This is a genomic window from Tolypothrix campylonemoides VB511288_2, from assembly GCF_045999855.1.
Classification (GTDB): domain Bacteria; phylum Cyanobacteriota; class Cyanobacteriia; order Cyanobacteriales; family Nostocaceae; genus Scytonema; species Scytonema bouteillei_A.
Genome location: NZ_JBFPMW010000023.1, coordinates 121 through 13853 on the forward strand (window position 1 = coordinate 121; position 13733 = coordinate 13853).

Below are 13733 nucleotides of genomic sequence, written 5' to 3' on the forward strand. Positions count from 1 at the left end.
ATGGCTAATGGCTAGTGGCTAATGGCTAATGGCTAGTGGCTAATGGCTAATGGCTAGTGGCTAATGGCTAATGGCTCACTACTAGCCATTAGCCATTGACTCCTAAAAAATCGTTCCCCAAAGTGGTTATAGGGAACGAAACAGGAAGGTTGGGAGTATGTTTCTGAATTAGTCAGCTAGGGGATCTACGCCCATGTCTGCTACAACTTTACGGAAAACTGTAATTTGCTGACCGAAGTCTAGTTGCTTGAGAGCTTCTAATACCTTTGCACCATCTCGAGAAAGCTGGTAACCTGGAGGCATGGGCACTACAAAACCTTTTACCATCAATTCTGATAGCTCGTACCAGAAAGCTAACTTAGTGTTATTGCTTAAAATACCGTAAGAGCGGGAAACTTGTGTGTCTCTTTTTCCAGCCAGGTCACGCATTACCTGCAACTGTTCGGTATGAGACATTTGCTTAATTTGCTCTAATAAACCTTCTGCTAACTGTAAACGCGCTACACCAGTGGCTGCTGGTGTGATGGAACGACCCATTTCGACGTAAGCATACCAAAGTACTGCTAGCTGGTCATCTATATTTAAGCTCTTGAATACAACAATGGAGGAGGAAACAGCATCACTAGTTTGAGTGCTGTAGTTCAAATCGCTATAGAAGCTGCTTTTTGCTGAATCTGTAGAGAATGTCATAATGGCACCACAGTCGATTGAGTTAGTAAGCTGCTGTTGTGTGTGAGGCTTATATCTGTTGTGTTGCCTCTTGATTTACATCATGCATTATTTCTTTACAATCTGCAAATAAAATTTACATATACGATCGGTAGAAAAAATAAATAGGGGTATTGCCTGTCTCATGTATGCTAGAGAAGCAAAGCCTGTGGCAATCTCTAGATAAGATAAATGAATCGATCCCCAGGAACAAGTAGCAGTTCGATTAAGGAGAAAGCCCTGAGTTTGGGATTTCATAAAGTGGGTATTGCTGCTGTAACCGGGGTTGAAAGTACGGAAATTCAGAGGTTAAGAGCATGGCTGGCGTTGGGTTATCACGCGGACATGGAATGGATGACTAACCCCAAGCGTCAGGATATTTTTAGTGTTATGCCAGAAGTCCGTTCCGTAATTTGTGTTGCTCTCAACTACTACACTCCATACCAGCGCCCTGAGGGACAAGAGTATGCCAAAATTTCCCGGTACGCTTGGGGAAGGGACTACCACAAGGTCATGCATAAAAAACTGAAAGCTTTAACAATGTGGCTGCAAGAAGGCTCGGAGACAGTGCAAGCCCGTTATTATGCAGATACTGGTCCGATTCAAGATAAAGTATGGGCGCAACAAGCTGGAATAGGTTGGATTGCTAAAAATGGTAACGTTATTACTCGCGAATACGGTTCTTGGGTTTTTTTGGGAGAGGTACTGACAAATCTAGAGTTGGAATGCGATCGCCCCCACACCCAACACTGCGGAAATTGCACTCGTTGTATCGACGCCTGTCCCACAAGTGCTATTACAAAGCCATTTGTGCTCGACGCTAACCTATGCATCGCTTACCATACGATTGAAAATCGGAATGAAGAATTACCTGAGGAAGTAAAATCTAATTTCCATGGCTGGGTTGCAGGTTGCGATATTTGCCAAGACGTTTGTCCTTGGAATCAGCGTTTTGCCAAAGAAACAGATGTGTCAGAGTTTCAGCCATACCCTGGGAATGTTGCACCAAAGCTGGTAGAATTGGCGGAAATATCAGATCGAGACTGGGATCAACGATTTCCAGCATCAGCTTTGCGTCGGATTAAGCCGGAAATGTTACGTCGAAATTCTCGTGTTAATCTAGACGCATTAAAAAACAAGGATGAAGGGTAAAGGATAAAGGATGAAGGATTTAGGAGGTCTTATGAAGGATGAAAAATGCAATATAAATTGTGTTGCATAACTTTATAAACAGATCTCATACTTTTTACTTTCACCTTCCTTTCATACTTTATACTTCATACTTTATACTTCAGATGATTCAGAAAGTCATTATTTTTGATTTTGATGGTACTGTTGCTGACACACTTGATGCTCTTGTAGTTATTGCCAATCGGCTTGCTGAAGAGTTTGGCTACATACCAATTGCACCTGAAGAGCTTGCTCTTTTAAGAAACCTTAGTTCTAGGGAAGTGATTAAGTATTCAGGTATTTCAGTTTTTAGAATACCATTTCTAGTGAAAAGGGTGAAAGCAGCGTTAAAAAATAAAATCAAAGAATTAAAACCTATTTTAGGAATTAAAGAAGCGCTGATAGAACTTAAGAGTGAAGGACATCGTTTGGGAATTATTACTTCTAATTCCCAAGAGAATGTAACAGCTTTTCTGAAAGTAAACGAATTAGATGATCTGTTTGAATTTATCTATTCAGGAGTCACTATATTTGGAAAAACTACAATAATTAACAATGTTTTAAAACAAAAGCAAATCAAGCTTCAAGAAGCTATTTATGTTGGAGATGAAACTAGAGATATTGAAGCATCTAAAAAAGCAAATATCAAAGTTGTAGCCGTCACTTGGGGATTCAATTCGCAAGAAGTTCTTGCACAGCAAAATCCAGATTTTCTCATTCACCATCCCAGTCAGCTGTTAGATGTTGTAAAGAGTTGTTAGTTGTTAGTAGGGCGGACCGATTGCCAAAACTTAGATCGTAAATGCGATAAGCTTTAGCCCACCCTACATATATTTCAAAAATTAAATTAGAAATCCTACAGACAGTAGCAAACAACAACTAACAACTAACCATTAACTATTTAGATTGCCCTTTTTCCAAAGCTTGTTTCACGAGATCGTCGCTCACTTCTGTGACAGCTTCCGTTTTAGAAGAGTTCACATCCTTTGCCATATCTATATAATCGTCGGGATTACCAGTTTCCTTTGCAACCGTGTTTGTTTCTCCCGATGAGCGTAATTCATGCTCTGGTGCGGTTGCTTCAGCAGCAGCTTTTGCTCCTTCACCAGTGCGATCGATATCACTTACACTCATTTTCTGCGCTGCTTGGTAATCGGCTTCAAAATCAACTTTTGGTGTTTTTTCTTCGCCACTTACCATGTTTTCCGCTGCTAGTTGTGCATCATGAGTAGGTGCTTGAGATGCATCAGGTTTGATTTCGTCAGGCATAGGTCACCTCATAGGTAATTTTGTCAATGTAGCGATTGTATCAAAGCTATCTACTTTTTCCTTGGCATCCTAAGGTAGATTGTTACCTCTATTAAAAGACAGAGAAAACATTTTTTTTTAATCTCTTTCTCTTGGTGGTGGAATTAGATTATAAAACTTTGATACGCCTTAATAATAAGTAAGAGTTAGTAATGAGTGGTTAGTTGTGAGTCAACAAAAACAACTAACCACTTACTACTAAGCACTAACAATTTAAATAATTTTGGAGATACATTATGACTGCAAGTTACAATAAACAAGCCCCTCAAGCCTTAAGCGAGCAAACTCAAAAAGTAGTTGATGCATTTAATCGTTTAGATACTGATGCTAAACTTGCTTGGTTGTATTATGCCTATAAAAAAATGGGTGATTCTATTACTCCAGCTGCACCAGCTGCAGCCGAACCAGAACTAGCACCAAGACTTATAGGTGATGAATATCTTCAACTGTCTGATGACGAACAATTAGCGATTATGCGACAAATTGTGAATCGTGAGGACACAGAACATTCTCGTGCATACGGTGCTATAAAAGAAAATAACCAGCTTTTTGTTTGGTATGCATGGGCGGTTGCTATGGGTAAGAACGTTGTTGATATACCAGGAAACTACAAAGCAACTGATGCAATTAATAATGTGCTTTCTCAAATAGAAGGATTAGATTTTGAAGAGCAAATGTCTGTACTGCGGACAATTGTCGGACAAATGGGTTATACCGCTGTTAAGCCCATTGAAACACAAGCGCAAACTGGTAAAACGGCAAGTTTGTAAATAGCTAATGGCTAATGGCTAATGACAACTAACTACTAACTACTAACTACTAACCATTAGCCATATGAGCCAAATCAGATGGAGTTAAGTTAGAGTGAACGACTTGACCATCACGAAACCACACAATGCGCCTTGTTTGACGCGCAACGTCTGGTTCGTGAGTGACCATGACGACGGTAATACCGCTTGCATTGAGTTCGCTAAAAATATCGAGAACTTCTTGCGTAGTGCGGGAGTCAAGAGCGCCTGTAGGTTCATCAGCAAGAAGGACAACCGGACGTGTGACGATCGCCCTTGCAATTGCTACCCTTTGTTGTTGTCCTCCAGAAAGTTGGTTTGGTTTGTTGTTAAAACGTTTTTCCAAACCAACTTTTTTGAGTGCTTCAGCTGCGCGATCGCGACGTTCGCTGGATTTGACTCCAGCGTATACCATGGGTAACATCACATTTTCCATTGCAGAAAGTTGAGGTAACAGGTGAAACTGTTGGAAAACAAACCCCAATTTTTTATTGCGAATATGTGCCAAGTCTGTATCGTTCATCTGGGCGACATCGATATTATCTAAATAATAATGTCCTGATGTCGGGCGATCTAAACAACCAATGATGTTCATGGCTGTAGATTTGCCAGAACCAGAAGGTCCCATAATAGAACAATACTCCCCTTCTTCTACGGTAAGGTTAACATCATTGAGCGCTCGCACTTCAGTTTCACCAGTGCCATAAACTTTAAAAATACTTTCTAAGCGAATAATAGCAGGTTGGGAAACAGTTACTAGTTCTGAGGTTTGAGTTTTTAGTTGATTATTTGTCATTGGTCATTAGTCATAATTCATAATTCATTTGTGAGCCAATCATGTAATGCTAATTTTTTAGTTTATTTTCATAATTCATAATTCATATAGTACTAATTTTCAATGTTATTTTCATAATTCATAATTCATAATTCATAATTCATAATTCATAATTCATAATTCATAATTCATAATTCTTACGCGCTTCTTAAAGCTACGATGGGATCGAGTTTAGCAGCGCGACGTGCGGGAACAATACCAAAGAACAAACCAATAGCACCTGAAACACCAACAGCCGTTGCGATCGCAAAAGGAGAAATCGCTGCTTCTAAGGGAGTCACAGCAGCTACCAGTACGATACCACTGACACCAACTGCAGTCCCAATTAAACCGCCTGCTGCTGAAAGAATCACTGCTTCAATTGTAAATTGCAGCAAAATATCTTGTGGAGTTGCACCAATAGCTTTTCGCAAACCAATTTCATGAGTTCGTTCGGTAACGGAGACGAGCATAATATTCATAATGCCGATACCACCAACGAATAGAGAAATTCCTGCTATTGCAGCTAGCATAATGGTCAAAGCACCTGTAATTTGACCGATAGTTTGTAGGGCGTCTTTTTGACTTTGGATACTAAAGTCATCTTCGGTAGTAATTTTGTGCCGCAGACGTAGCAAATTGGTAATCTGAAATTCTGCTGCATCAACACTGTTGCTATCGCGTGCAGAAGCAACGATATAATCTAAAGCGATACCATAGGGAGAATTTTTGCCTACAAGTCTGTTTGCTGAAGTCGTGATTGGGACTAGGGCTGCTTCGTCGTAGTTTGCACCAAGGCTTGAGCCTTTTGCTTCCAATATACCGATAACTTGAAAGCTAGAATTTTTAATCCGCAACTGCTGACCGACAGGGTTAGTATTGCCAAAAAGCCTTTTTGCCAACTCAGCACCAAGTACAGTGACTTGATTGTTCCGCTTTAGGTCGATTTCAGTAAAAAACCGCCCTTTAGCAGTGTTAAAATCTCGTACTAATGGAAAGCTGGCTGTTGTGCCAATAATATTGACGTTGGTATTTTTATTACGACTTGTAATAACGTATCTCCCGTTTAACTCTGGAGCCACTCCGGCGACGGTTGGGACTTGAGATGCGATCGCTTCTGCATCTTCCAACACCAAGTTTTTCGGAACTTCGTTGGAGATGCGTTGGGTTTCTCGATTCCCAGGAATGACAAACAGCACGTTTGGTCCTAAAGATTCCAACTGCTTGTTAACGTATTTTTGACCGCCTTCACCAACACCAATCATGCCAATAACTGAGGCATTACCAATTACAATACCTAACATGGTGAGGGCACTACGTAACTTATTTGACAGCAGGGTTTTTCCTGCCATTTTAACGCTTTCTAAGATGTTCATTTGTTCTGCTGTTGTTGCATCTTCTGAATTTTGTAGTTAGGTGGTGGGTTGAGGAAGACGCGATCGCCCTGTTTTACACCCTCTAAAATTTGAGTTTGGTCTTGAACTTGCGCTCCAACAGTCACCGAGCGGAACTTAGGCTGATTTTTCTCATCAGGTACCAAAACACCCGTTTCGCCCTTCTCCGTTACAATTGCGACTGTTGGTACCAACAAAGCACCTTGTACCTTGTCTCCCAAGAAAGTCATATCCACATTCAAGCCAGAACGTAACTTATCTATACCAGTATCAATGGTAACTTTCACTTGGAACAAGGTGACACCTTCTTCCTTCACGGCTTCAGGAGCAATCAAGCGTACATGACCTTTAAAAACTTGGTCGGGATAAGCATCAGACGTGATTTCAACCTGCTGACCCTGTTTGATTCTGCCTATATCTGCTTCCGGGATACTAGCCAAAACTTCTAAGCCACGTGCGACAGCCACAATCGAACTCGAAGTAGCTGATGCACTCGAAGATGCAGAAGTCGTTGGTGTGACATACGCACCAATGTTGGCATACTTTTGGGTGACAACTCCTGTTAAGGGAGCGCGGATGATTGTATTATCTAAATTCACTTGCTCTATTTTGATTTGAGCTTGAGAAGCCGCAACAGCCGCCCTGCGTTGAGCTATTTCCTCAGTACGAGTTCCACTTTCCAAAAGCTGTAAGGAGGCGCGTGCTTCGGAAACAGCAGCTTCTCTACGAGAGATTTCTTCAGAACGAGTTCCACTTTGTTGGAGAGCTAGACGTTTTTCAGCTTCTCGCAAATTTGCCTTGGCAGAGTTATCTTCGCTGACAGCTTGGTCTAGTAATTGTTTTTTCTCCGCGCCTTGTTCGTACAGGTATCGATAACGCTTCACCTGTTCGCTCGTGTAATCAGCTTTTGCTTTAGCTGCATCTACTTGAGCTTGGGCTTGAGAAATTTCTTGGGGGCGATTACCTGCTTTTGCTTCAGCAAGTTGCGCCTCTGCTTGTTCCAAACGCGCTCTGGATTGAGAAATTTCTTGAGGGCGATTTCCTGCAAGGGCTTGGTCTAACTGAGCTTGGGATTGTGCTAAGTTAGCACGGGCTTGAAGGATGCGAGCTTGAATATCTGCGCTATCCATTTTGGCAATAATTTGCCCCTGGCGCACTTTATCGCCTTGCTCGACGTACAACTCTACAAGAGTTCCAGAGTTTTTCGGGCTAATATTTACACTTTGGATTGGTGTAACCTTACCGCTTGCAGAAATTCTTAAGACAACATCTTTTGCTCCCACTGGAATGGTAAGGGCTGTAATATCTTGTTTTCTTGCTGCTTGTTCGATAACTGCATTATACGTTGTGGCAGTCCCTGCAACTAAGGCACCAGTGGCTACTAAAGCGATCGCCCAACGCAATGGGTGTTTCACTTTTTTACCAATGACAGGAATTTCTAAATATGTAGTCATGTTACTAATAATGTATGTTTTTTTACTTAACAAGCTTTGATAAAAGAGTAGAAGTTATAAAAACTTCAGGGGGAATATAAGTATTAATACATCGAGAGCGTGTGTCAGCAAACGGAGTTATACTGCTTAACTTTCCTTTATACTATTTTCTCTGCTTGTATATGGCTTCACCTGAATGGATGACTTTTACTAGATATTTAGGTGAGAGCCAGTTGCAGTAGTGGCACAGTATTTGTTGATTTTTTGCAGACTTAGTAAGCCAGCGATCGCAAACCAAATTGTGTCATGAAAAGTAAAATTTCTACGGGGATTGCCTTGGCTTAAACTCGTAAATTGCTTCTTGCTCTTTGGGAATAATAAATCCAGAAGCATTGAGGATGAACGCAGTATGATTGCCACTCAGGTTAGCATCCCTGAATATAAAGTTAATGAAAAACTTTATGATGGTTCCAGAACCGTTGTTTATCGAGGATATCGAGAAGTCGATGGCAAACCTGTAGTCATTAAGCTGCAAAAAAATCCTTATCCTAGCTTTAGTGAATTGGTACAGTTTCGCAATCAATATACTATTACCAAACATCTTAGCTTGCCAGGAATTATTCAAACATATAGCTTGGAAGCTTACCAAAATCGCTATGCTTTAGTCATGGAAGATTTTGGAGGAATTTCCCTGAAAGAATGGCGGGAGAGAGTGGGAGAGAGGGGGATGGGGGAAAGCCCCGAAACCCTGATTGAGTTTTTACAAATAGCTATTTCTCTATGCGATACATTAGATATTCTCATCCGCAACAGGATCGTTCATAAAGATATTAAATCCGCAAACATTTTAATTAATCCAGAAACAAAACAAGTTAAGTTAATTGACTTTAGTATTGCATCTTTGCTGCCAAGAGAGACTCAAACACTGATTAGCCCTAATGTTCTGGAAGGAACCTTGAGCTATTTATCGCCGGAACAAACAGGGAGGATGAATCGCGGGATTGATTACCGAACTGATTTTTATTCTTTGGGTGTTACGTTTTACGAGTTACTGACGGGAGAATTACCATTTCAATCGGATGATGCGATGGAGTTGGTGTATTGTCATATTGCCCAACAACCACCTGCTTTAAGGTCAAAAGGAAAAGAGATTCCCCAAGTCCTTGATAACATCGTGATGAAATTGATGGCGAAAAATGCTGAAAACCGTTATCAGAGCGCGTTAGGATTGAAATACGATTTAGAAACTTGTTTGCAGCAATTAAGAGATTCAGGCAAAATTGAGAGTTTTCAGATAGCACAACGGGATTTATGCGATCGCTTTATTATTCCTGAAAAACTCTACGGTCGGGAGAAGGAAGTTGCAAAATTACTAGCAGCCTTTGCTCGTGTTGAGGAGAAGCGGAAGGCAGAATTAATGCTGGTAGCAGGTTTTTCCGGGACTGGGAAAACGGCAATTATCAACGAAGTTCACAAACCTATTGTGCGCCAGCATGGCTATTTTATTAAAGGCAAATTTGACCAATTTAATTGTAATATTCCTTTTTCAGCTTTTGTGCAAGCCTTTCGCGATTTAATGGGACAATTGTTGAGTGAAGATGATGCTCAATTGTCCATTTGGAAAAATAAAATTTTACAAGCTCTGGGGGATAACGGACAAGTCATTATTGAAGTCATACCCGAATTAGAAAGTATTATCGGCAAACAGCCAACAGTAACGGAACTTTCGGGAGATGCGGTACAAAATCGCTTTAATTTATTCTTTCAGAAATTTATTAAAGTATTTACTAGAAAAGAACATCCATTGGTTATCTTTTTGGATGATTTACAATGGGCAGATTCGGCATCTCTAAAATTAATGCAAGTATTAATGAGTGAATCAGAAAACGGGCATTTTTTGTTAATTGGAGCTTATCGAAAAAATGAAGTTTTTGCCAGTCATCCTTTGATATTAACATTGAAGAAAATGAGTATGGCAAATACAGAAATTAATACAATTATATTAGACGCTCTCTCCCAAGAAAGTTTAAATCAACTCGTTGCGGATACACTGACCTGCCCACCTGAAATCGCTCAGCCACTAACTAAATTAATTTATCAAAAAACTAAGGGCAATCCATTTTTTAGTACCCAATTCCTTCGAGCATTATATGAAGATGGGCTAATTGTATTTGATTTGGATGCTAGAAGCTGGCAGTGGGATATTGCTCGCGTTAAAACTTTGGCTTTAACAGATGATGTAGTTCAATTTATGACCTTACAATTGCAAAAGTTACCACCAGCTACACAGGAGGTTCTCAAACTAGCAGCTTGTATTGGAAATAATTTTGATTTAGAGACGTTAGCGATTGTATCAGAGCGTTCGCAAGCAGAAACAGCAGATGTTTTATGGCAAGCATTGCAAGAAGGATTTGTTCTACCGGGGAGTGACGTTTATAAGTTTTATATCGGGCAAACTCAGCCAGAAAATAACTCAGCATTTAACAACTCTTCTGCTAGGATACTACACGGACAGACAGCATTAACTTATAAGTTTCTGCACGATCGCGTTCAACAAGCCGCTTATGGACTCATTCCTGTAGAGTGGAAACAGAGAACACATCTGAAAATTGGACAACTGCTACTACAAAGCACTCCACACGATGCATTAACAGCCAATATATTTGAACTTGTCAATCACTTAAATAAAGGTATTCTCCTCATCGAGTCTGTTAAAGAGAAAACAGAATTAGTCCGTCTGAATTTGCTTGCCGGACAAAAAGCAAAAACATCCGCTGCTTATAAAATCGCCCTCGATTATTTGAATATAGGATTAAATCTCCTAGTTGAAGAAAGCTGGATATCTGAGTATGACTTGACTCTTAATCTCCACTTAGAAATGATAGAGATTTGTTTCCTAAATACAGACTTAGAACGAGCAAAGCAACTGGCTGATGTAACTTTAAAGTATGCAAAAGCATTATTGGATAAAATCAAAGTATACGATCTTGCAATTCTATCTTACTCCTCTCAAAATCATGCTTTGAAAGCTATTGAAATAACTCTAAATGCTTTAAATTTGCTTGATATTCCTTTGGAGACAGAACCGCCAAAAGATTTAGTTGTTAAAAACTTAATCAATTTGCCAGTTATGGCCAATCCCAATACATTAGCAGCAATGCGTATTCTGTCTAATGCTTATACTTCAGCAATTATGGCAGAGCCAAATTTATTGGCCAAACTTGCATTTACAGCAGTTAAACTCTGCCTGGAATTTGGCAATTCTGTAATTGCTGCTGTCAGTTATGTTTTTTATGGATCGGTATTGGTAAATAGTGAAGATATTAATTCTGGATATCAATTTGGAGAATTAGCAGTTAGTTTGTTATCTAAATTCAATTCACGCTCCTACTACTGTATCGTTCATACAATGTTCAATTTAGTTTTGAGACACTGGAAAGAGCCAATCGGAGAGACAGTTCAGCCACTTAGAGAGGCTATGAATATCGGGCTAGAAAGCGGGGATTTTTATTATGCCTCTCTTTGCTCAAAAGACAGATGCACTAATTTGTTCTTAATGGGCGAACCATTGGATTATGTCCAGCAAGAGCAAATTGAGTCTCTAGAATTATTGCAAAAATTAAAACAGCAATATTCTATTTACTATGCTGGTATGTGGCAGCAACTTGTTCTAAATCTTAGAGGTCTTTCAGCAAATCCATATTGTCTAATTGGTGAAGGTTGCGATGAGGTTAAACTGTTGCCCATACTACAGGAGTGCGGCAATCAAACCTTACTGTTTAACTTTTATTTAATAAAGGGAATCTTGCTTTATTTATTAGAAGATTATGAAAACTCAGTGACTTACAATTCCTTGGCTGGGGAGTACATTGTTGCTTCTGCTAATATGACGACTCTCCCAGCCTACAACTTCTACAGTTCTCTTGCTTTAGTAGCTCAATATCCTAATGTCGATTTAGAGCAACAACAATATTTACAGCAAATACAAGCAAATCAGGAGAAGATGCGGAATTGGGCTGACCATGCACCCCAAAACTTCAGACATAAATACTACCTGGTGGAAGCAGAGCAAAATCGCGTATTGGGGCAAACTTACAAAGCAATAGAGATGTACGAGTTAGCTATCTCTGGAGCCAAAGAAAATGGGTATACCCAAGAAGAAGCACTTAGCAACGAGCTAGCAGCTAAATTTTACCTCGGCTGGGGTAAAGAAAAAGTAGCTCAAATTTACATGCAAGAAGCCTACTACTGCTATGCTCGTTGGGGAGCAAAAGCCAAAATCGACGATTTAGAAAAACGCTATTTGCAATTACTAAAACCTATCCTACAACACAAAGAACTCACTTCTAATTCCTCAGACACTATCGTTAAGCGCACAATTCATTTCTCGAACCAAACATCTAGCCATAGTAGTAAAACACTCTACTCGGCGTTGGATTTTGCTACCATCCTCAAAGCCACTCAAGCTTTATCTAGTGAAATTCAACTAGATAAATTACTTTCTACCTTAATGCAAGTGGTGATGGAAAATGCTGGAGCGAAAAAAGCTGCTTTGCTCATCCTCAAAAATAATACTCTCATGCTTGAGGCAATAGCAACTGCAAATGAAGGGGTCAATCTACCCTGTGTACCTTATGAAACCAGTGTTGACATTCCTACTACGTTCATAAATTACGTCAAACGAAGCTTAAAAACTATTGTATTAGATGATGCTACAGACCAAAACGATTTTATTGCCGATCCGTACTTAGTTCAGTCACAACCCAAAAGTCTGCTGTGTACGCCGATTTTGAATCAAGGTCAGTTAATTGGGTTGCTGTATCTAGAAAATCAATTGACGATTGGCGTATTTACACGCGATCGCTTAGAAGTTATTCAAATATTATGCGCTCAAGCTGCCATTGCTTTAGAAAATGCAAGGCTTTACCAACAAGCTCAACAAGCACAATTACAAATTGTCCAAAGTGAAAAAATGTCAGCACTGGGGAATTTAGTTGCTGGAGTTGCTCATGAAATGAATAATCCTCTCGGTTTTATTGCTGCTACCCTCCAACAAACTCAACCCATGATTTCTGATATTAAGGAACACTTGGAGTTGTATCAAAAATATTTCCCGAATCCTGGAGAAGAAATTATTAAACATGCCGAAGAAGTTGACTTGGATTATAGCTTAGAAGACTTACCTAAAATGATTGATATAATGATTATGGCTTGCGATCGGTTAAAAAATATTAGTACCAGTTTAAGAACTTTCTCCCGTGCCGATAAAGATTATAAAGTAGCATTTGACATTCATGAGGGTATTGACAGTACAATTCTAATTCTCAAACATCGCCTCAAGGCTAACGAACAACGTCCGGAAATTCAAGTTATCACAAACTATGGAAATATACCTCCCATACAGTGTTTTCCGGGACAGTTAAACCAAGTGTTTATGAATATTCTGGCAAATGCGATCGATGCATTAGATGAATCAAATAACGGACGCAGTTTTGTAGAAATTCAGGCAGACACCAACCGAATTACAATTACAACTTCAATGCAAGATAAAAAAGTTAAGATTACTATTGCTGATAATGGTAAAGGAATGACGGAAGAAGTTAAACAAAAAATATTTGATAATTTATTTAGTACAAAAAAAGTTGGTAAAGGTACGGGATTGGGTTTGGCTATTTCTCGGCAAATTGTCGAAGAAATTCACAGTGGTAAGTTAAGTTGTAATTCAGTTGTCGGCAAAGGTACAGAGTTGATTATCGAAATTCCAGTTTGATTTATCTCTGCTTAAAGTACAGATGTGACACCTAATCTGTGGGAGTACCCCTCAGAATAGAATTCTGGGGCTACACAAACAAAGCCTGCCTTCGCTGGCTGTGATTTATTAGTCTACGTAGGCGGTGAGTCCAGTCCCGCAGGCAGGTTTCATTTATTTGAAAGAACCAAATCGATGACGTAGAAGCAATTGTCTTTTCGTTTCAATCCCGCGAACGGGTTTCATTTATTTGAAAGACTCGCGAGTCGGCAAGAAACTGTTTCCGCAAGGGCTGTTTCAATCCCGCGAACGGGTTTCATTTATTTGAAAGTTCAAAATCAATTTTTAGCTTTACAGGCATTTCTGTTT

9 protein-coding genes and 1 CRISPR repeat array (1 of these 10 running past the window's edge) are annotated in these 13733 nt (G+C 39.7%); of the genes, 4 read left to right on the forward strand and 5 right to left on the reverse strand.

Annotation, left to right across the window (positions count from 1 at the left end; genetic code table 11):
* Positions 1–168: 168 nt before the first annotated feature.
* On the reverse strand, positions 169–690 hold the full coding sequence (locus tag AB0756_RS38625; RefSeq protein WP_038079698.1) for an orange carotenoid protein N-terminal domain-containing protein: 522 nt from the start codon (positions 688–690) through the stop codon (positions 169–171).
* A 210-nt stretch (positions 691–900) separates the two neighbouring features.
* Here AB0756_RS38625 and queG point away from each other — a divergent pair, with 210 nt between their 5' ends.
* On the forward strand, positions 901–1860 hold the full coding sequence (gene queG, locus AB0756_RS38630; protein ID WP_038079700.1) for a tRNA epoxyqueuosine(34) reductase QueG: 960 nt from the start codon (positions 901–903) through the stop codon (positions 1858–1860).
* A gap of 143 nt (positions 1861–2003) precedes the next feature.
* Positions 2004–2639 carry an HAD-IA family hydrolase gene (locus AB0756_RS38635; RefSeq protein ID WP_038079702.1) on the forward strand — a complete coding sequence of 212 codons (636 nt, stop codon included), beginning with the start codon at positions 2004–2006 and terminating at the stop codon, positions 2637–2639.
* Positions 2640–2775: 136 nt separating this feature from the next.
* Here AB0756_RS38635 and AB0756_RS38640 read toward each other — a convergent pair whose 3' ends face one another.
* Complete coding sequence (locus AB0756_RS38640) at positions 2776–3147, reverse strand: hypothetical protein (RefSeq protein ID WP_038079704.1); 372 nt, start codon at positions 3145–3147, stop codon at positions 2776–2778.
* Positions 3148–3422: 275 nt separating this feature from the next.
* Between AB0756_RS38640 and AB0756_RS38645 the strand changes: the two genes are divergently transcribed.
* Entirely contained in the window at positions 3423–3956 is a 534-nt protein-coding gene (locus tag AB0756_RS38645; protein ID WP_038079706.1) for an orange carotenoid protein N-terminal domain-containing protein, read from the forward strand.
* A gap of 49 nt (positions 3957–4005) precedes the next feature.
* On the opposite strand, the gene AB0756_RS38650 is transcribed toward AB0756_RS38645, so the two are convergent.
* The 3 genes from AB0756_RS38650 to AB0756_RS38660 all read right to left on the reverse strand — a co-directional run bounded on the left by AB0756_RS38650 (position 4006) and on the right by AB0756_RS38660 (position 7636).
* Positions 4006–4770 (reverse strand): ABC transporter ATP-binding protein, encoded by a 765-nt coding sequence (locus AB0756_RS38650; protein ID WP_038079708.1) that lies wholly within the window; start codon positions 4768–4770, stop codon positions 4006–4008.
* Between the two features lie 176 nt (positions 4771–4946).
* On the reverse strand, positions 4947–6164 hold the full coding sequence (locus AB0756_RS38655; protein WP_038074935.1) for an ABC transporter permease: 1218 nt from the start codon (positions 6162–6164) through the stop codon (positions 4947–4949).
* The gene (locus AB0756_RS38660) at positions 6161–7636 is read right to left on the reverse strand and encodes an efflux RND transporter periplasmic adaptor subunit (RefSeq protein ID WP_038074936.1); all 1476 of its coding nucleotides are present in this window, start codon (positions 7634–7636) and stop codon (positions 6161–6163) included. The genes AB0756_RS38655 and AB0756_RS38660 overlap by 4 nt, the downstream gene beginning before the upstream one ends.
* Before the next feature lie 388 nt (positions 7637–8024).
* Between AB0756_RS38660 and AB0756_RS38665 the strand changes: the two genes are divergently transcribed.
* The gene (locus AB0756_RS38665) at positions 8025–13385 is read left to right on the forward strand and encodes a trifunctional serine/threonine-protein kinase/ATP-binding protein/sensor histidine kinase (protein ID WP_038074938.1); all 5361 of its coding nucleotides are present in this window, start codon (positions 8025–8027) and stop codon (positions 13383–13385) included.
* Between the two features lie 127 nt (positions 13386–13512).
* Positions 13513–13733: a CRISPR direct-repeat array (repeat unit 37 nt) (it continues 1058 nt past the right edge of the window).